This window comes from Neorhizobium sp. PAMB6630 (assembly GCF_058242775.1).
The window spans coordinates 3,126,860-3,150,377 of sequence record NZ_CM177836.1 but is presented as its reverse complement, the minus strand read 5'-3'; the positions used below and the strand labels follow the sequence as shown (position 1 = coordinate 3,150,377).

Below are 23,518 nucleotides of genomic sequence, written 5' to 3'. Positions count from 1 at the left end.
ATGCTGGCCCATCCGAGGCATCAGATTCCGGCGAGCACCACATTCATGCTGGCCCGGATCAGTGTTTGCGGATCGCTCGAACTATGGACGGATGCCGCGAACGGCTCGAATGAGAACGGTCCTGTGTAGCCGGCAGCGAGAAGAGCCTTGATCTGCCCCGCATTGTCCAGACGGTCGTGATGTGTCACCATCACCCGGTGCGGGTCGCGCATGTCATCAACACTGACCTGGGCATCATCGACGCCAGAGATATGGACGAGACCTGTCATTGCAGCAAAGAGATCAGGTTCACCGGCCAGCACATGGTGGAAGGTGTCATGGACCAGCTTGAAACGCTCTTCCCCGTTGATGGCCTGGATTGCTTCGATCGCTTCCTTCTTGGAGCGCAACGAACAGATCTGGAAACCCAGCGGTTCGACTAGGCCAATAATCCCGGCCTTTTCGAGGATCGGCTGCAGCCCCTCGAGCGCCAGACGAAGATTGCCCTGACGTTCACCTTCCAGCTTGCCGGAACCGTCATTGACGGGCACCAGCACAAGGGCCTTTGCACCGCAAGCGGCAGCGTATTCCGCCAGATTGCGCGCTTCGTCTTCACGCGCCGGTGTCCATTCATTGAAGCGCTGAAGCGCATTGATCGAAATGATCTCCACGCCCTCGACGGCTGCCAGTTCGCGCACTGCCTCAGGCTTCGTACCGTCAAGGATGGCGTTTCCGGACAGATCGTTGCGGATCTCGAATTGATGAATGCCGAGCATCTTGCCCAGCTTGAAAAAAGCGCCAAGCGGCATCTGTGGCGCAACCATGTGGTTGAGCGCGAAGGTAGGCGCAGTCATGAAAATCTCCCGAAACCTCTGGCGAGCCGGCAGTTCCTCCCCGGCTTGCTAAATCGAAATCATCAGGTTTCAGGACGTTCGTCAAAGCAGAATTGCGCGACTTATCTTTCATTTGTGAAAGAATTTATACATTCAAATGATGTAATTCTATCTTTTCTTCAGATGTTTTCTGGCACATGCATCTCCAACGGAAGAAATGTCTGACCTGGTGCTGTTGCTGGACCGCTATCAACCGCTTCCACCATCAACCGGACCAGTTCCCGGCACAGATTTGCAAGGGGCGTTGCAATGGCCAGCGTGACGATCTCGTCTGCAAGAGCCGTTCGCGAAATCGGCGTCAGTTCGTTAACGACTACAATATGCTTGCCGCCGAGCTTTTCCTCCCGGATTGCGGAAATTGCACCTTCCATGCCACCGCCTGCCACATAAAATCCAATCAGGTCCGGGTGCCGCAGCAGCAGATCAACCGTTGCCTCGTGAGTGAGTTCCACCGTCTCAAGGTTGACGAGCGTGTCCAGAACTTCGAAATCGGGAGCATGCTCTCGGAAATATGAGCGAAAGCCAATTTCTCGCAATTCATGTCCATGAAAGCGGTGACTTCCTACAAAAACCGCCACCTTTCCCGGCTTCTTCGCGGTTTTCGCGATCATCCAGGCCGCTGTACGACCGGCCTTGCGGTTATTGAGGCCCACATAACCTTCCCGTATGCCAGGCGCAAAATCCGACAGCATTGAGAAGACCGGCACTCCCTTGGCTTTCAACTCTTCCGCAACGACGGACAAAGCGGGATAGTCTGGTGCTGTCATGGCAACAGCCTGATTCCGTCCGCCGATCTCGCGCAACTTGTCGGAAAGAGCCGACGGTGTCTGCGTAGTACAGAAGTCGATCTGTGCATTGCCGCGAATGCCGGGATGGTTCTGGACCGCAGTTTCAATTTCCCGCGCGAACGCTTGATAAAAATGATGGTCCGGTTTCTGCAGAACAAAGCCCAGTCTGTATTGCGGCAGCCCCTCGAAAACACGCTGCCTGAGAAGCCCTACAGCGTGGTAGCCAATTTCGTTTGCTGCATCATAGACGCGCCTTGCCGTATCTTCCCGCACTTTGTGCCGTCCATTCAGGACGCGGTCGACAGTTGCCACGCTGACATTGGCTGCCTTGGCGAGGTCGGTAATTGTGGGACGCGCGGCCATGGCTTCTCCTTTTGATAGTATTCAATCAACAATGAAGTTAAATATGATGTGAAATGATAGAATATATCAAGGCCCTATTGAGCAGATTGAAATCCACGATATTCCTTCTGGTATCCATCAAGAGGATTGGTCCGGCCTGACCCGGACAGGCAGGAGGGTATCGTGGCGCGGGTAGTGAGCAAGAGAGATTACAGTCTATTGGGACGGGATGCCCAGGCAGCCGTGGCCAACGGCCTGTCGGCGGCGCAGTGGTATCACACCGATGTTCCGCGCAAGCAGATGAAGGAGCTGATGAAGCGGGAGGATGGTCCGGCCATTCGCGATACGATCATTTGGCTAGGATCGATGATCGTTTTTGCGGGCTTTGGCATCTACTTCTGGGGCAGTCTGTGGGCGATCCCGTTTTTTCTCGCCTATGGCGTGCTTTACGGCTCGGCATCTGACAGCCGCTGGCATGAATGCAGTCACGGCACGGCGTTCAAGACCATGTGGATGAACACAGTGGTCTATCAGATCGCCTGCTTCATGATCATGCGCAACCCTGTCACCTGGCGCTGGAGCCACACGCGCCACCACACCGATACGGTCATTGTCGGTCGTGATCCGGAAATCGCTGTTATGCGTCCGCCAGATCTGCTGCGTCTCGTTCTGAACTTCTTTGGCCTGCTTGATGCGTGGCATGCCATTGTGGACATGGTCCGCAACGCCTTTGGCGTCATCAGCGCCGAGGAAAAGACCTTTGTTCCCGAGACGGAGCAGCCCAAGGCAATCTTCGCGGCGCGGGTATGGCTTGCGATCTATGTCGCGACGGTCTTGCTGGCGTTTTACCTCGGTTCAATCCTGCCGCTGATGCTGGTCGGCCTGCCTCGTCTTTATGGAGCCTGGCACCATGTGATGACCGGCCTGCTGCAGCATGGCGGTCTGGCGGACAACGTCATCGATCACCGCCTCAACAGCCGCACCGTTTACATGAACCCGATCAGCCGGTTCATCTACTGGAACATGAACTATCACGTCGAGCACCACATGTTCCCGATGGTGCCCTATCATGCGCTTCCGAAACTGCACGCCATGATCAAGGACGATCTGCCGGAGCCCAATCCGTCGATCCTTCACGGCTATCGCGAGATGATCCCGGCTTTTCTGCGCCAGCTCCGCAATGAGGACTACTTTCTCAAGCGCGAACTGCCTGCGACGGCAAAGCCCTACCGCGAAGACTTCCACAGCGAAGCAATGGCACCGGCGGCGGAGTAACGCCGGTTGCCGAGACAACGATGAATTTGGGGAGGAGAACCCGATGAGCACCTGGATCGACGTCTGCGAAAAGGACGAGATCGACGAAGAGGATGTTATCCGCTTCGATCATGACGGCAAGAGCTTCGCCATTTATCGGAGCCCGGAGAATAGCTACCACGCGACGGCTGGCCACTGCACCCATGAGAACGTGCATCTGGCAGACGGTCTTGTCATGGACGACATTATCGAATGTCCAAAGCACAACGGCCGCTTCAACTACAAGACGGGCGAGGCCAAGGGTGCTCCGGTTTGCATCAACCTGAAGACCTATCCGGTTAAGGTCGAAGGCGGCCGCGTTTTCATCCAGGTCGGCTGAGATGAGCACATCTGGCATGGTCATCGTCGGTGCTGGCGAGGCGGGAGTGCGCGCATCCTTCGCATTGCGAGAGAAGGGATATACAGGCACCGTCACCCTCATCGGTGACGAGCCTCATCTGCCATATGAACGGCCTCCTCTATCCAAGGCAGGTGCTGAGGCCGAGAGTGTCCGGGCGATTGCAGCCGAAGCTCGCTTCGCCGAGGCTGGCGTTGCCCATCTTCGAGGTCGGCGTGTCCAATCCATCGACACTGTCGGTCACATGATTGTGGTGGATGGCGAAGATCCGCTTTCTTATGAACGGCTGCTGCTGGCAACAGGTGCATCGCCTCGTCAGGTTCCCGGCCTTCAATACGGTGAACGCGTCCACGTGCTGAGAACCGTTGAGCAGGCCGCAGCCATCCGCCGCTTCATGCGAGAAGGTCGCCATCTAGCCATTCTTGGCGGTGGCTTCATCGGGCTGGAACTCGCAGCGATGGGGCGCAAACTTGGGACGGATGTTACGCTCATCGAGGTGCAGCCACGAGTGCTCATGCGCGGTGTTCCTGAACGGCTGGCGCTGGCGCTTCAGGCGCGACATCAACTCGAGGGCGTCAACATCATCTGTGGCGTTGGTATCGAAGCAATTGCCCAAGACGATGCGTCCGTTACCATCACACTCGCCGATACTCGCTGCATCAAAGCCGATGCACTCGTTGTCGGGATAGGCGCACAGCCCAATACGACGCTTGCAGGCGAGGCGGGGCTGCTGCTTGAAAACGGCATCGCTGTTGATGATTGCCTGCGCACAAGCGAGCCCGACATCTTCGCGGCGGGGGATTGCTGCTCCTTTCCCGTCTCTGTCTATGGAGGGAGGCGCGTCAGGCTTGAATCCTGGCGCAATGCTCAGGAGCAAGGGAATGTCGCCGCTGCGAACATGCTGGGCAAGGAAGAAGCCTTCGATAAAGTGCCATGGTTCTGGTCGGATCAATACGACCTGACGCTTCAGGTGGCCGGGCTTTCAGATGGCACCGCCTCGACGGTGATGCGTCCTTTGTCTGGCGAAGCAGAGATCGTCTTTCACCTCGACGTCGAAGGCAGGCTTCTCGCGGCAAGTGGTCTGGGACCAGATGGTGCCGTGGCACGCGATATCCGCCTCGCCGAGATGCTCATCGCCAAGCGGGCACACCCGGATCCAGCGGCACTTGCCGATCCTTCCATCAAATTGAAATTCCTTCTGTAGGCGCATGGCGCCAGAGGCCAACTCAATGAAATCCAAACGTCCCACCGTCGCCGATATCCTTGCCCTCAAAGGCAAACGGCAGTTAAGCATGCTGCGTGTCGTCACGCTGGAAGAGGCCGAAGCCGCCGAGAGGGCAGGCATCGAGATGGTCTCTGTCCCGCCAGCGCTACTTGGCCCCGCCTTTCGCGAAGCAGCGCCCACCGTGTTTGCGGTCCCCGGTCTCGAATATGGCGAGTACGTTACGGCAGAAGAATATCTCCGGGCCGCCTTCCAGGCCATGCGTGCCGGAGGCGATGCCGTCTATTGTGCTGCAAGCCTTGGCATTATCCGAAGGCTGCGCGACGAAGGCATTCCCGTGTGCAGCCATGTCGGCCTTATACCTTCCAAGGCCACATGGACCGGCGGCTTCAAGGCTGTTGGCAAGACGGCCGATAGTGCTCTGACAATCTGGAACGCTGTGAAAGCTCTCGAGGAGGCGGGTGCGTTTGCCGCCGAGATAGAGGTCGTGCCAGCCGAGGTCGCATCCCTGATCAGCGCCAAAACATCGCTCTTCATGATCTCTATGGGTGCTGGTGCCGGTTGCGACGCGCAATACCTCTTTGCCGATGATGTACTTGGCCAGACCCGTGGTCACGTACCTCGCCATGCCAAGACGTACCGAAATTTCGCGGCTGAATTCGATCGCCTGCAGGAAGAGCGCGTCGCTGCATTCCGCGAATTCCGCCAGGACGTGGACAGCGGTGCCTATCCGGTAGATCGGCACAATGTGGGTTTACCAGCCGACGAACTTGCCCGCTTCCGCACCATGATCAACGGCTGACCGAGCCCAGAGGAGACAATATAATGAGAGTGAATTTCGCCCTTCTTGGCGCGGGCCGGATTGGCCGCGTCCACGCTAAGGCCGTCAGTAATAACCCGGACGCACGGTTGGCCGCCGTGGCTGATGCCTTTCCGGCAGTCGCCCAGTCGATTGCCGCCCAATACGGCGCTGAGGTTCGGTCGATAGATGAGATCGAGGCTGCTCGCGACGTCCACGCCGTAATTATCTGCACGCCGACGGACACTCACGCCGACCTGATAGAGCGTTTCGCCCGAGCGGGCAAAGCGATATTCTGCGAAAAGCCCGTCGATCTTGATCTGGCTAGGGTCAAATCCTGCATCGATATCGTCAGGCAGACGAATGCTACGCTGATGGTCGGTTTCAACCGGCGCTTCGATCCACACTTCATGGCAGTCAAGAAGGCGATCGACGATGGCCATATTGGCAAGGTCGAAATGATTACGATCACGTCCCGCGATCCCGGCCCGCCGCCGCTCGATTACATCGCCCGCTCGGGTGGGATCTTTCGCGACATGACGATTCACGATTTCGACATGGCCCGTTACCTATTGGACGGCGAGGCGATCTCGTTCGTTTCTGCCCACGCCGCTGTCCTTGTTGATCCTGAGATCGGGGCCGCTGGCGACTTTGACAGCGTGACGGTCATCCTTGAAACGGTAACGGGTCGCCAGGTGGTGATCTCCAACTCCCGTCGTGCCACCTACGGTTATGACCAGCGCATCGAAGTCCATGGCTCGAAAGGCTCGGCCTCTGCGGAAAACCAGCGGCCGATCTCGATCGAAGTTGCGACGGCCGAAGGCTACACCCGCCCGCCGCTCCACGACTTCTTTATGACCAGATATACCGAAGCCTATGCCAACGAGATTGCTGCCTTCATTGCAGCGATTGAAAGTGGTGCGCCGATCTCGCCCAATGGCGAAGATGGTCTCCTTGCTCTCAAATTGTCAGATGCAGCACTTGAGAGCGTCCGGTCAGGACGGCGTATAATTGTGGCTTAGAATACGCTGCAAACGAGTTCGTCGGCCTCGCAGTCACTGGGGCCGCACGGTCCATCAAAGACGTTCGCTTCTGTCGTCAACGTGGCAGGAGCGGCCTGGCGCGGCTGTGCTTTTGTGAGTGTCGCTCGCGTGTCCCCAGCTAATGTTCCTAGCCGGCTTCGAACACTGCTCATGGCATAAGGAACTGCGGCCGAGATTGCCCAAGACATTGAGAAGACGCCACTTTTTCCTGCGGTAAATGGTCGCAAATTTTGATCGGAAATCGGCCCGAGATGGCCTGTCGAGAAAGCTTTGATTGTTGCACTATTTCAATAACTTAGAAGAAAAATCTTGAAACCTCTTTCTTTGCCTATCGCGAGCGACCGTGGATGCCACCTTTGTGCCCTCGCTTTGGACATCAGTCACTACGGGTCTGAAACGGAAATAATTTCCGCAACTAGCACCACGTTTGTGGACGGAGGGCGACTTGCTTGACGACTTTTTACCGTCCACATCGTGAAGCTGGCCACTCGTCCGCACAGATGTTTTGGGTGCATTCGTATGGCATGATGGCACGCGTGACGACACCATCCCTGCGCGGTCATCAGCTCGCTCTGCCGAGGCGCATCACCGCCGCATTCGGGCGACAACGCCAACTCGATCTGGTAGTTGGGTGTCTCTCGTCAAGACCGCAGCAGTGTTTGGAGTGTCAAATTCGTGAAGATTGATCAGCGTATGACCCGAGCCATGAACCGGCGGCTCATACTGAACCTTCTTCGGCGTGAAGGTCCGGCCAGTAGGGCTGATATCGCAACCGTCACTGGATTAAGTCCTGCGGCCGTTACCTTCGTCGTTGCAGACCTGATTGCTGAAGGCTATCTGCGCGAAGGCGAGACACAGCCTGGTGCAAGCGGAAGGCGGCCAATTCCCCTGGTGCTGAACTATGGCGGCCATTATGCGATCGGCATCAAGATGAATGTCGGTACACTGGGCTGCGTTCTAACCGACTTGTCGACGTCGGTACTGTCCAGCCTGACGGTCGAGTACAAGTCGTCCAAGCCGGAGGATGTGCTCGATGCTGCAGAGCAAGCCGTCGTCCGACTGCGCCGCACGGCTCCGGATTTGCAGGGCAAGCTGATTGGCATTGGTTTCTCCATGCCGGCAACCGTCGACATCGAGCAGGCGATCTGTGTTCAGAGCCGACGCTTCCATTGGGAAAACGTGCCTTTCGGAAGAATGTTGCAGCAGCGGATCAATGCACCGGTCTGGATGGAAGACGATACGCTTGCCTTTGCCTTGGCGCAGCACCTCTTTGGGCTTGGACGGCATCACAAGGTCTTCACGGCACTCGCTCTTGGCGTTGGCATTGCCTGTGCGACAGTCAATGACGGCCTCATTCACCGAGGCGCCCATGGTCGGGCCGGAAAACTGGGGCATGTGACGCATGATCCGAACGGCCCTCTTTGCGAATGCGGCCGCCGAGGCTGTCTGCAGGCCTTCTACTCGGAACCTGCGATTGTCGAGGCCTGGCGATCTGAGCGTGGGCTGGCACCTGGTGTCGATCGATATGCGATGAAGGAGGCGGCCATTCAGGGAGATCCAGTTGCCCGGCGTATCTTACAGGAGGCTGGTACGGCGATTGGTTACCACTTGGCGGATGCGGTCAACATCATGGATCCGGAGGTCGTCATTGTTGGCGCTGAAGCCGTCAGCTTTGGCGATATGCTCTTTGGGCCGATGCGCGAGAGTTTGGCGGCGCGATGCTACGATGAGCCGCCCGCCATCGTACCGGATGAGAGGGATGATTTCTGGAGCTCTGGGGCGGCAGCTCTCGCAACGCAGGCGCTGTTCAACTTCCAGGCTAGTGGTAGTGGGCCGACCGAGTCAGAATGAAAAAAGGCGGTGGATCCCGTTTCCACCGCCAGTTTGCTTGGGAGATTATGTGTCGATTTCAGTCGAGATGGACCACCAGGCAACCATAGCCTTCCAGTTCCTCTTCCTGCGATACGGCCCGTCCCGATAGCAGGTCGCCACCTGCCGGCAGGCCGCGAACCGTGGTCGGCGTCTCCAACGTGTTGAGTACGAAGAGGAGTTGTCTGTCACCGGAACTGCGCAAGGTGACCTCTACACCCGTCGGAAGCTTGTCAACGAGAGGGCTGACGGCGCGCGGAGCCAGCACATGTTCCTCCAGCGCTTCGACCAGGTCTGGAGTGAGATAGGTCGCGAGGTAGATGACCTCTCCCTTGCCCACCTTGCGCCGCGTGATAGCCGCCTGGCCCTGAAGGAAACGGTTTGACCAGCGGGCGAGGATCTCAACGTCCTGTTCGGTCTCGATCTGCTCGTAGAGATGCTCGACCTCAAGTCGTCGTCCATCAAGGTCCATGGTGTAGACGCGTTCCGCCGAGGACGGGGCTGGACGGTTCGGATTGTCATATAGTCCCGCTTGGGGCGTCACCCGCTGGAACAGGCCGTCTCCGTTTTTCGCGGTCAAACGACCGAATTCGACAACCTTGACGCCGCACAATTTCGCTAGTGCTTCACCAGGCGCCTGCTCACGGATGATATGGTTGTTGATGTCGCGCGTTCCCGTCATTGCCCCGACGATCAGCGTGCCGCCAGCCTCCACGAACGCTTCGAGTTTCGTGGTCCACTCCGGCTTCCACATCACCCAATGGGGAATGTAGAAGACCTTAAGCCGCGACAGGTCATCTTCTGGATGGACAAAGCCGCAGGCAATGCCGCGCCGATAGCAGTGAACATGCAGGAGTGTTGCGTCATCCTGAGGGGAGGGCAGGCCGATCGGATAGGTCTTGTGTGCCTCCTGATTGTCGAAATCGGCCCCGGCGATGCCGACGTCCATGTGCACGGAAGTCCCGAGCAGGCGATCCTTGATCTTGTGAATGTCCGAGGCAAACTGTCTGGCCTCTTCGTAGCGTCGACGCGGGACGTCATCGTGATCGATGATGCCCATCCAGTAGATCTCGGCGCCAAAATGAGCCGGACGCCAGCGGAAGAACATCAGGCCATCGGCCCCGCGTGCCACCGAGGACAAGGCCATACGCCGCATCTCGCCCGGCTCGGGGTTCATTGTGGTAAAGGAGGGCTGGCTGCCGAGGCCTGACGCCTGCTCGGGCACCAGGAAGTTGCCGCTGTAGCTGCGGCAGAGATCGAGCTGCAGGGCTTGTGTCGCGGCATGGCCATTGGTCCGCCGGAACTCGTCATAGAGCATCGGATAGATGTCGAAGCCGATGAAATCGAGATCCTGCCCGAACTCTGCCCGGAAATCGATGTCCTGCAGGTTGCCAAGATTGTGGAAGATGAACCAGTCAGGATTGGTCGCGCGCAGGATCTCGACCTGGTCGCGCTGAAACGCGGCTGTCGCCCAGGCGAGGAAGCGGTGGTAATCTTGCACATGGCCGGGGCTGAGATACGACGGTGCCATCGGGAACGGCAGAACGACCTGGTCGAAATTATCGTAGGCCGTGGCCCAGAAGTGGCCACCCCAGGCGAAGTTCAGGTCGGCGATTGTCTCGTAGCGGTGCCGTAGATAGTTGCGAAAGGCGAGTGCCGCAGAATCGGAGAAGGATTCCGAAACCGTCGTGTTCAGCTCATTGTCCGTCTGCCAGCCGATGACATGCGGGCTATCTTTGTAGTGCTCCGCCATCGCCGAGGTTATCCGGCGACTATGCTGACGCAGGACCGGGCTTGTGGTGTCGCAGTGCTGTCTAGAGCCATGGCTTGCCCGGCGGCCGTTGCGATCCACACGAAGCACTTCGGGATAGTTCATGGTCAGCCAGCGCGGCGGGGTAGCCGTCGGTGTGCACAGGATGGTCTTGATACCGGCATTTCCGAGCACCTCAATGGCCCGGTCGAATAGGTCAAAGTCGAACTTGCCCTCGAAGGGCTCCCAGATGTGCCAGGCGAACTCGCCCATGCGCACCGCATTGAAGCCGGCTTCCTTCATGCGATCCGCGTCGCGCTGCCAGTAGCTTTCGTCGACATGCTCGGGGTAGTGCGGAACGCCCAGCAGGAAGTCGTCGAGATTGATCGACCGCCAGGCGGAGAGTGGCGCGGGTTGGGTCCGTTTCATGGGAATGCTCCTGGTATTCAGATGGCTTGCAGCGGCTTGGGTGCAGTGAGGGTCCGTCCATCCGGGCCGAACAGATAGACATCGGCGATCTCGAAGCCGATCGTGACGGCTACATCGCTCGAAAGCGATACGATTTGCGGCATCTGGACCGTGACGTTCTCCGTGCCCGTGTCGGAGCCCGAGGTCTTGAGGGGTGAGGCATCCGCATAGAAGACGGTTTCGCGTCCGAGATGCTCGACCAGTCGGACACGGGCGGGAAAAGTCACGCTCGACCCGCCTTCTGTCACCAGTTTCTCCGGTCGGACGCCGAGTGTGATCCTGTCCCCCTTGGACAGAGCCTGTGCGTCAACATTATCGAGGCTGACGGGCGGGAGACCTGCAATGGCCGTGGTGACCTTATTCTCCGAGATGTCCGCAACAGTGCCCTCAAAGAAATTCATACGGGGCGCACCGAGAAAGCCGGCGACAAAGAGGTTTTTCGGATTGGTGTAAAGTTCCAGTGGCGATCCGACCTGCTCGATCTCGCCCTTGTTCAAGACGACGATCCGGGTCGCCATGGTCATGGCCTCCACCTGATCGTGGGTCACATAGATCATGGTCGAGCCGAGTTGTGCGTGGAGCGTCGACAGTTCCACGCGCATTTGCGTGCGAAGTGCTGCGTCAAGGTTCGAGAGCGGCTCGTCAAAGAGAAAGACTTCTGGAGAGCGCGTGATCGCACGACCAATAGCGACACGCTGTCTCTGCCCGCCTGAGAGCTGCTTTGGAAGTTTGTCGAGTTGCTCTGTGATCCTGAGGATCTCCGCTGCGCGCTTGACTGCCGCATCGATTTCCGCCTGCGGACGCTTCGCCATTCTCAGGCCAAAGCCCATGTTCTCGGCGACCGTCATATGCGGATAGAGCGCATAGGACTGGAAGACCATCGCGATACCGCGTTCTCCCGGCTCCTCATGGGTGACATCGCGTCCGCCGATCGAGAGCGTGCCAGATGTGACTGTCTCGAGGCCAGCGATCGTCTTGAGAAGCGTCGACTTTCCGCATCCGGAGGGGCCGACCATGACGATGAACTCGCCCTTGTCAATCGTGAGATTGATATCCTTCAGAGCGTGAAACTGTGCGTAGTGCTTCTGGAGGTTTTCGAGTTTGACGCTGCTCATTGGTCAGCCCCTTGCAAGTGTGTCGATGAAAAGCCGGGCACAGTCGGTCATCCCTTGACGGCGCCCATGGTCAGGCCCGAGACGAAGTGCTTCTGCATTAGGAAGAACATCAGGACCGGTGGAATGGCGACGAAGATCGTGGCCGCTGAGACGATGTTCCACTGCGACACCCATTCACCCTTGAGATTGGCAAGACCCGCGGTTACGGGCTTCACCGCATCACTCTGGGTGAGCACGATCGCCCAGAAGTAGTCGTTCCAGATGAATGTGAAGGTGAGGATGGCGAGGGCGGCAAGGGCAGGGCGCACCAGCGGCACGACGATGTGGATGAGGATCTGCCAGGGCGAGGCGCCCTCCGCCCGGGCCGCCTGGAAGAGTTCCGCCGGCAGGGCCGCGATGAAGTTGCGCATGAAGAGTGTGGCAAAACCCGTCTGGAAGGCGATGTGGAACGCCATCAGAGCGAAGAAGGTGTCGTAAAGCCCAAGCGACACCATCAAGTCCCGGATCGGGATCATCATGATCTGTTGTGGCAGGAAATTGCCGCCGACAAAGAGCACGAAGATCACCATGGATCCGGGGAATAGATAGCGCGACAGGACGAAGCCCGTCATGGTCGAAAACACCAGCACCATGATGACCGAGGGCACCGTGATGATCAGGCTGTTGACGAAGTATTGCAGCATCTTCGTCTGCTGGAAGACGGCAACATAGTTTTCGACGAGGTTGAACTCGGTTGGCCAACCCCAATAATTGCCGGCCATTACATCTTCAAACGAGCGAAACGACGTGAGGATAATAGCGAAAAGGGGAAGCAGCCAAAGCACGAGGATGGCGCAAACCATTGTCATGTAAAGCGCGCGTGCAGCGGCCTGTGTCTCGGGGATGGGGCGGGGATACATGGCTTTACGTCCCTTTCTCAGCCTTGATCAGGCCACGCAGGTACCAGGCGATGAAGACCGCCATGATCATGAAGAGAACGGTTGCAATCGCCGCGCCGTAACCGAACCGGTACGAGAAGATCGACTGTTCATACATCTGATAGGCAAGGACCGTGGAGGATCCGAAGGGGCCGCCAGCCGTCATGACGGAGATGAGATCGAAGGAGCGCAAGGCGCCGACGAGGGTAATGGCGACCGCAATAAAGGCGACTTGGGTCAGTTGCGGAAGCACCACATGGCGCAGCATGTTCCAGCCGCGCGCTCCGTCGACGCGTCCGGCCCCGATCAGTTCTTCATCCAGATTGTTGAGGCCGGCGAGGAAAAGAACGAGGCAGAAGGCGATCTGCGGCCAGAGAGCAGCAATAATGACGGCGAAGGTCACGAGATGCTCGTCTGACAGAAGGGCAGGCGCCGTCGCACCGAATGCGCTGTAAATGATGGCGAGCAGCCCGAAGGTCGGGTCGTAAAACCAGTTGAAAATGACGCCGACTGTCACGGCCGCAAGAACCAGCGGCATGAAAAACAAGGACTTGGCGAGTCGCATTCCGGCGATCTTCTGATTGACCAGAAGCGCGATCGCCAGCCCTGCTGGAGGGGCGAGCAAGAACATCAGGAGCCAGATCACATTGTTCTTCAGCGATGTGTAGAACTGCGGATCGTCGAGAAGCTCGATATAGTTGCCGAGCCCGATCCATGTCTTCGGACCGATGCCATCCCATTCGAAGAATGAGATCCAGAAGGTTTCGATCGACGAAGCCACGATGATGACCAGGAACAGGACGAGCCCTGGTGCGAGGAGAAGCGCAGGCGTCAGCCAGCTTCTGTGTCGCCGCCACCAAATTGTCATGGAAGTATCCCGGGAGTTTTGGCGGGCGAACCAGTGTCCGCCCGCTCTGATAGAGTGATCAGCCGTGAATGCGGGCGCGGGTGCGCTCGATCTGGGCAAGGATGGTGTCGCGCCGCTCCGGACGAACCATGAACTCCTGCAAGCCCTTCAGCCCGGCCTGGGCGAGGTCCGGATCGCTGTCGCGATCGTAGAACTGCGCCGTTCCCTTGACGCTCTTCAGAGCTTCAACCGACATTTTCAGGATCGGGTCGTCACCGATCGCGCAGTCGCTGCGCGCGGGCACGTTCCCTTCGGGCATCAGATAAGCCGACAGGTTCTCTGGACGGTAGAAGTAGGCGAGGAACTCGCGTGCCGCATCCTTGTTCTTGGCGCCAGACGGCATGTGGATTGAGTCCACCGAGAAGTCCTCATACTGCTCAACACCGGACTTGATTTCGGGGAAGGGCGCAAACCGCACCTGAGCCAGGTCTTCCGCTGGGAAGGCGTATTTGATGAAGTTGCCGAGATCCATCATCGCAGCCTTCTTCTGCACGAGGGCTGCTGCTGCCGGATCCCAGGCGAAGGAGGTGTGATTGGGCGTGAAGAGGTCGGCCTTGATCAGCGCTTCCCAGCGATCGAATATCTCCTTCAGAGAAGCGTCGGTGTATTGGATCTTGCCGGCCATCAGGTCCATGTGGTGCTCAAGGCCATTGATGCGCAGGTTCATGTGGTCGAACCAGCCGCCGCAAGGCCATTGATCCTTGGTCCCGATGCTCATTGGGACGATGCCGGCGGCCTGGGACTTTTCTGCAAGGGTGAAGAAGTCATCGAATGTCTTCGGCACGGTCAGGCCGAACTGGTCGAACGTGTCCTGGCGGTAGAACAGGCCCCAAAGAATGCCGCCTGTCGGAAGACCATACTGCTTGCCGTCGACGGTAACCGAGCCCAGCGTGTTGCCGATGACATCGGCATAATTTTCGCCTGCCACCAGGTCGGAGATATCTTCAAACAGGTCGCGGGTGACGAAGGACCGCATCCGACTGCCCGAGAACCAGAAGCAGATATCCGGCGGGCTGGTGACGAGATAGTTGCGAATGGCAGTCTTGTGCGCTTCGTGGTCCATGTTGTTGACCGAGACGGCTACGCCTGCTTCCTTGCCGAAAGCAGCCGCAATGGTTTCTAGCGCCTTTCGCTGGTCGGCATTTCCACGGTTGGAAATGATGGTCAGGGCGCGGGTCTGTCCGATCGCCGGTGTTGACAGGGCGGAGGCCGCAATGGCCGAGCCCGTAGTTGCGAGAAAGTGGCGCCGCGACATTTCGAGAGACTTATTCGGAAACTTCATGATTTTGCTCCTCCGTCGGTTTTCCCAATGCCGACGGTCGCAAAAAGCCACATCACAAAGTCCTCGTCAACAGTTAATTTAATAAATAAATTAACTGGGCTTCGGTGATCCGGTTGCACGAGTACAGAGTGCCTGTCATGGGCTCCTTCCCCTAGCCGCACGTTCAATTGAGGGTCCCCAGCCATGTTGGCGAGACTCGTTTGAGGACGACAGATGGCCTGAAGAATGCCAGCCAGAGTTACTCAAGTTGTTGAGAAGGCGTCGCTTTTCTCTGTGAGAAACAGCCGCTGACTTGCAGCGGAAATTAGACCCTAATTGGTCTGCCTGGAGAACCTGGATTCTCACATGATTTCAATGGCTTGGAAAAATTACCTTGAAATTACCTCTGTTTTCCCATCGCGAGCGACCGTGGATGCCACCTTTGTGCCCTGGCTTTGGGCATCAGTCAACCAGGCGGGTTTACCGGCAATAATTTCCGCTTTCGGAGCGGAACTCGCATCTGGCGATTGCTACGTGCATGACAGCTTTTTGCCTTCACTATATCGGTCATAAAGGCCGGCATCACGCGTGCCTGAAAGCAGACGTCGCCGCGGCAGCGGTGTCCCTCGGCTGTTAGCCCTCAATCTGATCACTCAAAACTGCTCAACGTTTTCAACTTTGCTGAGTAGACCTCTCGACACTCTATCGTCTATTCGGTGGACGGGGGCGGACATTTGTTCCATCTATACGGTATTGAAAAGAGGGGGATCAGTTTGTCGGCAATAGAGTCGCTCGCAGACGCATGCATCGTTGAAAAACGCATATATCTCCTCTTTCCCTCGGACCTGCGCATCACGGTTTTCGCACAACAAGCGCGGGCAATCGAGCTAGTCGAGGCGCTGCGCTCACAACAATGGATGGCGGACATCGGAAGTATCGCCATCGTTGGAGCAGGCGCGTCTGGCATCACTTGCGCCGCCGCACTCAAAGTTGCCGGACTACGCGATGAGCTATCGGTAACGATCTTCGAAGGTCTCGATCAGGTGCTTCCACTACAGTCCGGGGCTCTCGACAAATTCCTCGCACCACATCTTATTGACTGGCCTGACGAAGCGTCAGTTAATCCTCGTGCGGAGCTGCCCTTGCTAAGCTGGCGCAAGGGTGTCGCAGGTAACGTTGCCGCAGACCTCGTCAAGCAATTCAATCGTTATGGTATTGCGGTCAAAACTGGATCTAAAGTAAGCGAGGTCCGCGAGGAGGGGGCGTCGGTTGCTGTTACGGTAGGCGGAGGTCCTGGCGCAAAAAAAGAATGGTTTGATCTGGTCATTCTTGCCGCTGGATTCGGGCTGGAGGCCGAAACGCGAGGCATCGAAAAGCCTCGTTCCTACTGGCGGGTCCATCCCCAGCAGGGCCCGGCTCTTCAAGGAGAGGCGCCAAGGTCGATCTTGATAAGCGGTCTAGGCGACGGCGGCCTAATCGACTTCGTCTTGTTCGCACTACCCGGAGTCAGTCATGAAGCCGTCTGCGAGCACATTTCATCCTCACCAGACGTTGAAAAGATGATGCGGGAGATTGAGGAACTGGAGGAGAAAATCTGGCAAGTCCCTTCAACCGTCAATGATATCGCTCAGGCATATGCGGCACTTGAAATCGACCACCTAGCTCGGGTTTTCAGCGCCTCGCTGATTAGAGGTGTGGAATTCACTCTACTAACACGCGAGGCTAAGCTCTTTCATAAAGGTACGGCACCGCTCAATCGCCTCGCAGCGACGGCGGTAATGAGAGCTATGGAACTTGATAAAGCACGTGAAACAACGTGCCAAACAATCCTATCGGCGACCCACAAATTTGATTCCCCCGCCGGCTCTACCTACCTGGAGCACGGTGTCGAGAAGTGCAAGAAATTCGATATAGTGGTTACTCGCCACGGCGATACATCTGCTGAGACGTGGACATTTAATAACCCCGCCATTGATGGCAAGGTCAAAGCATTGCGTGACAAGCGCAGGGCTATCACTACACGCCCACGCACTCCACTGCTCTCCCCGTCCACGGTCGCCAACGTTGATGCGCGTATGTTCGCCATGTTGCCGACTCGGATTCGATTGTCACGAGGTGGGAACCAGATCGTATGGAAATCAGATCTCCATCTCGATGAGATAGGTCGCTTATGGCGCGCGCCGACGGCTCCAATTCAGATAGAGATTACGTTTCCGCCGTCCGGCGAAGCGTCTAAGCTCGATCTCGCCCTATGCCGCCTTCTCATCCACGCCGAGCCTCAGGCTGGCTTGGCCGGACAGCACGCAGACGCTTGGATCAATCTCATGAATTGCGTCCCCGCCGTGGCGGGTGACCGCACCAGAGCGGCGACCAAGCGCGCAGGCGTCGTGACCCCGGACCGTGTCGAGGAAGCCGACGATGAAGATATTTTCGCGGCCAAGTTGGAATCTTCACTCGACGCTGGGCTATTGTCGCTGATCGAAGATCGTATGGGTGAGCTTGCCGATCAACCGGCCCGATGCCCAATCCCTCTGCACGCCGACATTCGTACGAAAGTTCTTATTGGATGGAATTTGTGGCGCCGCGATATAGACGCGCTGACGTCCGACCACCGCCGCTGGGTGCTTAGCCTATTTGGCGGAATGCTTGACGGGTACGGTCAGCCTGATCGCTGGAGTTCTGTGCGCATCGGGCCTCGCTGCATTGATGATGAACTCCTACCGGCAATAATCTTTCACCTTGTGATGCAGGCATTACTTCCCGGCTTCTCTGTGCCCGCGAAACGCCCAAACGGCAATGTGCTTCATGCAAGTGCTCCCGGCACTAACGACAACGCAGCGCACTTTTGTGGTACGCGATTTTTTCGCAGCGTCGCTGGTGAGGCGAAATCGATCGGGACATGGGAGAAACGTTGGCCGGGCGATCAGTTCGTGCCCTCCTGCCTGATACTGCCAGCGCGAGAGGCAGAATGCCTGCCTGACCGCAGCTTTATCGACCAACAGAGTTCATCGCGAATGATGGCGCCGCCGGGCGGCAGAACGCCTGTCATTGTCGGTTCGCAATCTCTTAAGCAGGCATTAGCAACAGGGCTGAGCGAGGCGACGGCAGAGTTCGAAAAAGCGTTTCGCGATGCGTTGCCGGAGGTGAACTAGATGCGCGACGTTGACGGGCTGAAACTCAGCGAACGCCTAGGGTTGCTCAGAGCGGTGTGCGAGCAGTACGACCGTTTTCAGGCCGGGCCTGTTTTCGACCAGACCCTGCCGCTCGACCTTGCGATAAAGCGCTACGGAGGTGATGGCGTTCCACGGGCTAGTGATGTCGTATTTACTAGATGGGGTGATCAACCAATCATTGCAGGAATGCTGACCGAGCCGTCGCGGACTGCTGCCTTACCCTTTGTTCGTTGCGCGACGGTTGCACAACAGACACTCGGCGAGAAGGCAGTTGATTTAATCCTTATCTTATTCGGCCCAGAAGGCAGTTCAAACGAGGCCGACTGGGCACGTGCTGCTGCAGATATTGAGGATGATGATCGAATATGTCGGAAGCTTGTCTGGTTGCTCGACGGCGACGCCACCTCAAGCGCCGAGGCTTTCTTGAGAAGGTCACCATTTGCCCGCCCTTGGCGTGGTGCGGCTACGATGACCGGAGACGCTAGGGCATTTGATAGTTTGATCAGCGATCTTGATATCGAACTTGACGAGTTGGCGCTCAAGGCCAATGCTTTGGGCAAGTCTGCACGCGCGTTTTTAGAGGATGCTCTGACGATTGGTGAAGTCGAATGAGTAACAGTATTCAGCTCACCAGTGTCAAAATACGGGACTTCCGTCGCCTCAGTCAGCAGGTCGTTGAGTTCGCAGACGGACCGGGAATCACCATCTTAGTGGGACCAAATGGTAGCGGCAAATCAACCGTTCTTGACGCTATCGAGTGGGCCCTCACTGGCAGTGCCTCACGGCTACCCGCCTTTCATACGTCGCAAGTTCGCAGGTCACCCGACGTGTACAGGTCGCTAGGGTCGACCGCGGATCCTGAAGTTTCCCTGGTTTTTGCTGACCAAGATGGTTCGCGGCACTACAAGTTGCATTCCGGTGACGAACCTGCCGAAATTACAAAGCTTTTGCGGCGTGCAGAACCTCGTTGGGACGAGCTCCATTCCATTGATGCAGCATTGCGCTGGACACACTTCTCGTCACAGCGCTCGACAGCACGTTTGGGATATGAGAACGACGACGCCGTCCTAAAGGCTTTCGCTGCGCCAGCCGGTCTTGAGAAGTTCAAGGGGCTGGATCAGAGACTGTGGGGCTCGCAAACCCGCAACGCGTTAAAGGAACTCCAAAAGGAAGCATCGGATAGGGTGCGCCAGCACGAAATAGCATTCGAACATGCTGTGCGACTCGGCCAGTCACCCCTCGCTGACCCAGCGAGTGGGGTTGCCAAGCGATTGCGCGATCTTATCAATTCCGTATCTGATCAGACTCATCTTGATCTGGACGCGGGACTTGATGTCAACGAAATCGAAACTGCTCTTCTTGGCTACCTTGCGCGCGTTGAAAAACAGCTCGCGGAGCTGCGCCACCTAACGGCCGAGCAGCGCGATGCCAATTTGCGTCTGCGTCGCCTAGCGGCAGAGCAAGAGGCCGCCCGACAAGCCTCCGAATCTCTCGCACAGTTGTCAGAACGTCGTGCCCAAGCCAGTTCACTTGCCGACGCTGAACGACGCAAGGCAGAACAACAGCTCGCGGAAATGCGTACAGCCCGCAGTAATCTTGCCGCTACCATTGCGAGCCGCACGTTGCGCCAAGAAGTGACGCAACGGCTCACAAAGCTGTACGACCAACAAAGTGAAATTGGATATCAATCCAGTGCAATCGAGCGCGGCCTAGCCAATCTGGCCGAGCTTGAGCAGGTCGGCGCTCGTGTCCGTGCTGGATTGGTGCTCGCCGAGATGATCCGCTCAATGGGGGACACCGCTGTACTGGATGGCCTGTTGGCTCAGCGGAGTAACTTGCGGAACGAGATCGCACGATCAAGCGAACGTCGCGAGTCGCTGGTAGGTCGCCGCGGAGCTCTACAGCAACAACTCGCGCAGGAGCATGAGCGTATATCCACAATGTCAGCCCTAGCAACTGCCATCGCGGAACATCTACACGAGCACGATACAGAGTGTCCGTTGTGCTCAGCCAATTACGCAATTGGAGAGCTTGCTCGTCGTGCTCAAGAAATGTCGATCACTCCGGGGGCGGGCACCCAACAAATTGCTCATCAACTCAACGAGGTCACGCAGGAGCTGGGCGCTACTTCTGGACAACTGCAGGTATTGATATCGCGACTTGACGACATCGAGGCGCGCATCGCGCTCCATGAACGTCAGAAGATCGAGCGAGAACGACAAGAACTTGTATTCGGTGCATCGTGGACCCCCGAGTTACAAGATCAGCTCGAAATGCGGCTGTTTGACATTCGCGAGGCTCTTGCGCTCGATGATGGTATGGATGCACGCGCGGTGTTGGAAGACCTTGAGAACAGGCAGGGGCGCCTGTTGGTAGCGAAGGCTACTATCGACGCCGAAATATCGATCCACATCACTCAAATGGACAGCATCATAGATGTGATTGAGCGAGACGGCGACGATGCTGGCCTTCGCTCAGAGTTACGCTCTCTTGAAGCGCAGGCCGAGCGCGCCAGTATCTGGCTTCATGAAGCGCAAACCAACTTTCGCATAGCGGAAGAACTTGCCGAAACAGCGAAACTCGAGGCGGCTCGAGCTCTAGCGACGTTGAACACAGCCACCGCGAATGCTCACGAAGAAAGTGACCGCCTGCAGAACATTGACACCCGCGTGTCGCTCCTTGCATCCGGAACGGTTACTTCCGATGTACTCTCCGACCTACAGGAGCAGTCGATTCGCGCCGGATCATTCCTTGAGCGTATCGGCGCAATTCGCTCCGAACTCGGTCTTAATACTCCGGTCACTCGGCGCGATGATGAACTCGCGGTGCTGCGTTCCGCCTACTTGCCCTCTGACCAGCAAGCAAGCGCCGCCGATCTTGTTATGGCAATTGAGCGAGAACTTGAACGCAGTCGCGACGAAGTCCATGCGCTCGAAGGGCTGCGATCGCGTTTAATGGAGCGTGCCAAGGTTCGGCGGAATACCGATCGCCATCTCCACGGGTCCGCGCTCCGGCCCTGGAATAGCTTGTTTGGCTCGGTCTACGCGAGCTTAGCTGGATCGTTCGGAGAAACACTTGAGTGGATTACCGATCGAGTTGATTTGCGGTTCAACGAACTTGAATCGCACGCAGTGCCACGCGTCGGCCATCACTCGCTTCATGGCTGGCTCGCTGGTCATTTCTTCTCAGAGGGCCAACTCGCCGCACTACAAATCTCTTCTATGATCACCGCGTCCGTCCTGTTCCCTTGGTCGCGTTGGCAGGCACTGCTTTTGGACGACCCGCTGCAGCATGCTGACGTGATTAAAGTCGGTGCCTTCGCCGACCTCATACGCGGTCTCTGCGAGGACAGAGGGCACCAAGTCATCTTGACGACCCACGACCATGTCCAGGCCGATTTCATTGCAGCCAAGTTTTTAGCAGCGAAACTCGGCGCAAAGATTGTTCGATTCGACAGATCTTCGACCACATATCTAAAGAACCAAAGCTTGAATACCTGAGACGGGAGAATTAGCTTCTTCATAGACTTCGGGGCGCCAAACCGGACTGACTGCAAACGGCCCCGACGCTGTCGCTAGTCAACGCTTGTTGGAGGCACTCGAACAGGGTCCCCAGCCGTCCTTCAGAGAGATCGAAGCATCCTTGGGATCTGGAGAACGCGACGTGCGACTTCACGCGAGATTGCGCCAAGTGGCTGTAAAGACGCCACTTTTTGTGGAAGAGAATGACGACCTTTGAAAGTAGGGAATACGTCCAAAATAGCTTGCCTGGGGACTTTGAATTCTCACATGATTTCAAAGGCTTAGTGGAAAATCCTTGAAATTCCCTCGGTTTTCCCATCGCGAGCGACCGTGGATGCCACCTTTGTGCCCTGGCTTTGGACATCAGTCAATATGGCCCGGAAGAGGAAATAATTTCCGCTTTCGGGCTGAAGCTCATGTTCCCGCGGTCGCCGCACGGATGGCCGCTTCGAGCCTTCATTCCGGTCATAGAACCCTAGCCAAACCTACCCCGAACCGGACGTTCCCGCAGCCGTAGCCTCATAGCAATGCTCAGCCAGAGACACGCGCGAAGACGTGCACGTCCTCGCGCGCGCGGTGGACCGCCTCTTTCGATAGATGATGCTTAGTATAGGTGAAAAGGTTTACTCGCTGTCAGGCCACCTGTGCACTCCGGAGCCGACGTTCGAGAATAGCGGACAACACGTGGAGCTTGAGATCGTCTGGAGAAAGAACTGGGATACGCGATCAATGTGATGTTCGAGCTGGCATGGCGGAAAGTCAAACTTCGGTGTGTTCTGGACATCCGGGTTCAGCGGAGCAATCCGTCGATGTCGAAATCCTTCCAGCCCCGACGCCTTGATGCGGCTTCGTCGGTAGCGCCGACGATCTCGAGCGAGGGCTTCTTCCTGTTCGCCAACCGCAAGAACCTTGCCCGACCTGAGGCATGACGTCTAGTCTCTGCCTTGGCCTCGGCATCCTCGACACGCCACTCATCGACAGCACCGCAGTTGAGCAGATATTCCACGAGCGCGGAATTAAAAACATGAAACGTAATCTTGCGAGCCCTTCCAGCCAACCTGACAGTTCTGATTCCGGCGCTGAGCAGGCGGCCATCGGCAAGCCAACGATGCCGTTTCCGACCACCCGGCCTGAATTGTGCTTTCCACCAGCGAAAGGAAAGCCGTTTCAATCGCTTCCTCGCAAAGGATCACTGGCAAAATGCGTTTCGCTTTGAGCTTTACCGCCCATCTTCACTTGTCATAGACAAGTGAATTCGACTCGGGCACATCCGATTGAGCATTTGGGAACCCTCCATGACTGAAGATGAAGCTGAGACCGCCTACCAAGATCTGTTGAAAATCCTGCGCGATCAACGAAGTGCGGCCCAGCCGTCCAGCCGTGATGATTTTCTGCCAGAAATCGAGACGGAAATTGCTTTGGGCAAGCCAGTCACTGTCAGCATCAAGGTCAAGGAGGAGAAGAGAATATCGGATCCCGTCGCTGGTGATCGGGGTGTGAGTTCTCCAGGAAAGGCTGAGTTCATTGGTCGTCACGAATACAACGGCAGGGAGAAGCTGAAGATCCTTCTTGATGGTCTCGAGCTGGCAACACTCGCACCGACCAAAATGGCGGTCAAAGTTGTGATGGCGTTGAGTGTCTTATCAGAAAAAGACACCTGGCAGTCTGTGGAATTCGGCAACGATCAGACTTCTAATCCGACGCGGTCGATCGTCTTTGACGACATCGAGGGTGCCGACCGGAGTATAGAAGCGCTGCGGAACCTTGTTGCTGAGTTACGTTACGAACTTGAAACTACAGGTTCCTAACTCAAGGAGATA

The 23,518-nt window shown here is 57.1% G+C and carries 18 protein-coding genes; 11 read left to right on the top strand and 7 right to left on the bottom strand.

All coding sequences use genetic code 11. The annotated features are described in order from the left end of the window. Positions 1-20: 20 nt before the first annotated feature. Together AC4CWF_RS15090 and AC4CWF_RS15085 are read right to left on the bottom strand one after the other, a co-directional pair. Positions 21-833, bottom strand: coding sequence for a TIM barrel protein (locus tag AC4CWF_RS15090; RefSeq protein ID WP_491282454.1), 813 nt, complete (start codon positions 831-833; stop codon positions 21-23). 158 nt (positions 834-991) lie between these two features. Continuing rightward, positions 992-2,023, bottom strand: a complete 1,032-nt coding sequence (locus AC4CWF_RS15085; RefSeq protein ID WP_491282453.1) for a LacI family DNA-binding transcriptional regulator — start codon at positions 2,021-2,023, stop codon at positions 992-994. Positions 2,024-2,185: 162 nt separating this feature from the next. On the opposite strand from AC4CWF_RS15085, the gene AC4CWF_RS15080 reads away from it, so the two are divergent. The 6 genes from AC4CWF_RS15080 to AC4CWF_RS15055 all read left to right on the top strand — a co-directional run bounded on the left by AC4CWF_RS15080 (position 2,186) and on the right by AC4CWF_RS15055 (position 8,568). Further along, entirely contained in the window at positions 2,186-3,277 is a 1,092-nt protein-coding gene (locus AC4CWF_RS15080; protein WP_491282452.1) for a fatty acid desaturase family protein, read from the top strand. Positions 3,278-3,320: 43 nt separating this feature from the next. Continuing rightward, positions 3,321-3,635, top strand: a complete 315-nt coding sequence (locus AC4CWF_RS15075) for a MocE family 2Fe-2S type ferredoxin (RefSeq protein WP_491282451.1) — start codon at positions 3,321-3,323, stop codon at positions 3,633-3,635. A 1-nt stretch (position 3,636) separates the two neighbouring features. Next, positions 3,637-4,857 carry an NAD(P)/FAD-dependent oxidoreductase gene (locus AC4CWF_RS15070; RefSeq protein ID WP_491282450.1) on the top strand — a complete coding sequence of 407 codons (1,221 nt, stop codon included), beginning with the start codon at positions 3,637-3,639 and terminating at the stop codon, positions 4,855-4,857. A 25-nt stretch (positions 4,858-4,882) separates the two neighbouring features. Beyond that, positions 4,883-5,677: a 3-methyl-2-oxobutanoate hydroxymethyltransferase gene (locus AC4CWF_RS15065; protein WP_491282449.1), complete on the top strand. Its 795-nt coding sequence runs from the start codon at positions 4,883-4,885 to the stop codon at positions 5,675-5,677. Between the two features lie 23 nt (positions 5,678-5,700). Further along, positions 5,701-6,696 (top strand): inositol 2-dehydrogenase, encoded by a 996-nt coding sequence (gene iolG / locus AC4CWF_RS15060; RefSeq protein ID WP_491282448.1) that lies wholly within the window; start codon positions 5,701-5,703, stop codon positions 6,694-6,696. Between the two features lie 696 nt (positions 6,697-7,392). Continuing rightward, positions 7,393-8,568, top strand: a complete 1,176-nt coding sequence (locus AC4CWF_RS15055; RefSeq protein ID WP_491282447.1) for an ROK family protein — start codon at positions 7,393-7,395, stop codon at positions 8,566-8,568. A 58-nt stretch (positions 8,569-8,626) separates the two neighbouring features. On the opposite strand, the gene AC4CWF_RS15050 is transcribed toward AC4CWF_RS15055, so the two are convergent. The 5 genes from AC4CWF_RS15050 to AC4CWF_RS15030 are packed head-to-tail and all read right to left on the bottom strand — an operon-like array spanning position 8,627 to position 15,025. After that, complete coding sequence (locus AC4CWF_RS15050) at positions 8,627-10,765, bottom strand: beta-galactosidase (protein ID WP_491282446.1); 2,139 nt, start codon at positions 10,763-10,765, stop codon at positions 8,627-8,629. Between the two features lie 17 nt (positions 10,766-10,782). Further along, the gene (locus tag AC4CWF_RS15045) at positions 10,783-11,919 is read right to left on the bottom strand and encodes an ABC transporter ATP-binding protein (RefSeq protein ID WP_491282445.1); all 1,137 of its coding nucleotides are present in this window, start codon (positions 11,917-11,919) and stop codon (positions 10,783-10,785) included. 47 nt (positions 11,920-11,966) lie between these two features. Continuing rightward, positions 11,967-12,818, bottom strand: coding sequence for a carbohydrate ABC transporter permease (locus AC4CWF_RS15040; RefSeq protein WP_491282444.1), 852 nt, complete (start codon positions 12,816-12,818; stop codon positions 11,967-11,969). 4 nt (positions 12,819-12,822) lie between these two features. Then, positions 12,823-13,704, bottom strand: a complete 882-nt coding sequence (locus tag AC4CWF_RS15035; protein WP_491282443.1) for a carbohydrate ABC transporter permease — start codon at positions 13,702-13,704, stop codon at positions 12,823-12,825. A 58-nt stretch (positions 13,705-13,762) separates the two neighbouring features. Continuing rightward, a complete protein-coding gene (locus tag AC4CWF_RS15030) occupies positions 13,763-15,025 on the bottom strand; it encodes an ABC transporter substrate-binding protein (protein WP_491282442.1) in 1,263 nt (420 codons plus the stop codon). Between the two features lie 752 nt (positions 15,026-15,777). On the opposite strand from AC4CWF_RS15030, the gene AC4CWF_RS15025 reads away from it, so the two are divergent. The 5 genes from AC4CWF_RS15025 (at position 15,778) to AC4CWF_RS15005 (ending at position 23,506) form a co-directional block, all read left to right on the top strand. Further along, complete coding sequence (locus AC4CWF_RS15025; protein ID WP_491282441.1) at positions 15,778-18,156, top strand: ABC-three component system protein; 2,379 nt, start codon at positions 15,778-15,780, stop codon at positions 18,154-18,156. Then, on the top strand, positions 18,157-18,789 hold the full coding sequence (locus AC4CWF_RS15020; protein ID WP_491282440.1) for a hypothetical protein: 633 nt from the start codon (positions 18,157-18,159) through the stop codon (positions 18,787-18,789). Next, the gene (locus AC4CWF_RS15015; RefSeq protein WP_491282439.1) at positions 18,786-21,677 is read left to right on the top strand and encodes an AAA family ATPase; all 2,892 of its coding nucleotides are present in this window, start codon (positions 18,786-18,788) and stop codon (positions 21,675-21,677) included. Before AC4CWF_RS15020 ends, AC4CWF_RS15015 begins: the two co-directional genes overlap by 4 nt. Before the next feature lie 946 nt (positions 21,678-22,623). Continuing rightward, on the top strand, positions 22,624-22,914 hold the full coding sequence (locus AC4CWF_RS15010) for a hypothetical protein (protein ID WP_491282438.1): 291 nt from the start codon (positions 22,624-22,626) through the stop codon (positions 22,912-22,914). A gap of 79 nt (positions 22,915-22,993) precedes the next feature. Then, positions 22,994-23,506 carry a hypothetical protein gene (locus AC4CWF_RS15005; RefSeq protein WP_491282437.1) on the top strand — a complete coding sequence of 171 codons (513 nt, stop codon included), beginning with the start codon at positions 22,994-22,996 and terminating at the stop codon, positions 23,504-23,506. Positions 23,507-23,518 lie beyond the last annotated feature (12 nt).

Bases quoted from the DNA above. Each gene is read 5' to 3' on its own strand.
- AC4CWF_RS15065 (WP_491282449.1), top strand. From the start codon at position 4,883: ATGAAATCCAAACGTCCCACCGTCGCCGATATCCTTGCCCTCAAAGGC.
- AC4CWF_RS15020 (WP_491282440.1), top strand. From the start codon at position 18,157: ATGCGCGACGTTGACGGGCTGAAACTCAGCGAACGCCTAGGGTTGCTC.
- AC4CWF_RS15070 (WP_491282450.1), top strand. From the start codon at position 3,637: ATGAGCACATCTGGCATGGTCATCGTCGGTGCTGGCGAGGCGGGAGTG.
- AC4CWF_RS15035 (WP_491282443.1), bottom strand. From the start codon at position 13,704: ATGACAATTTGGTGGCGGCGACACAGAAGCTGGCTGACGCCTGCGCTT.
- AC4CWF_RS15010 (WP_491282438.1), top strand. From the start codon at position 22,624: ATGACGTCTAGTCTCTGCCTTGGCCTCGGCATCCTCGACACGCCACTC.
- AC4CWF_RS15090 (WP_491282454.1), bottom strand. From the start codon at position 833: ATGACTGCGCCTACCTTCGCGCTCAACCACATGGTTGCGCCACAGATG.
- iolG (WP_491282448.1), top strand. From the start codon at position 5,701: ATGAGAGTGAATTTCGCCCTTCTTGGCGCGGGCCGGATTGGCCGCGTC.
- AC4CWF_RS15085 (WP_491282453.1), bottom strand. From the start codon at position 2,023: ATGGCCGCGCGTCCCACAATTACCGACCTCGCCAAGGCAGCCAATGTC.
- AC4CWF_RS15075 (WP_491282451.1), top strand. From the start codon at position 3,321: ATGAGCACCTGGATCGACGTCTGCGAAAAGGACGAGATCGACGAAGAG.
- AC4CWF_RS15005 (WP_491282437.1), top strand. From the start codon at position 22,994: ATGACTGAAGATGAAGCTGAGACCGCCTACCAAGATCTGTTGAAAATC.
- AC4CWF_RS15030 (WP_491282442.1), bottom strand. From the start codon at position 15,025: ATGAAGTTTCCGAATAAGTCTCTCGAAATGTCGCGGCGCCACTTTCTC.
- AC4CWF_RS15050 (WP_491282446.1), bottom strand. From the start codon at position 10,765: ATGAAACGGACCCAACCCGCGCCACTCTCCGCCTGGCGGTCGATCAAT.
- AC4CWF_RS15040 (WP_491282444.1), bottom strand. From the start codon at position 12,818: ATGTATCCCCGCCCCATCCCCGAGACACAGGCCGCTGCACGCGCGCTT.
- AC4CWF_RS15045 (WP_491282445.1), bottom strand. From the start codon at position 11,919: ATGAGCAGCGTCAAACTCGAAAACCTCCAGAAGCACTACGCACAGTTT.
- AC4CWF_RS15015 (WP_491282439.1), top strand. From the start codon at position 18,786: ATGAGTAACAGTATTCAGCTCACCAGTGTCAAAATACGGGACTTCCGT.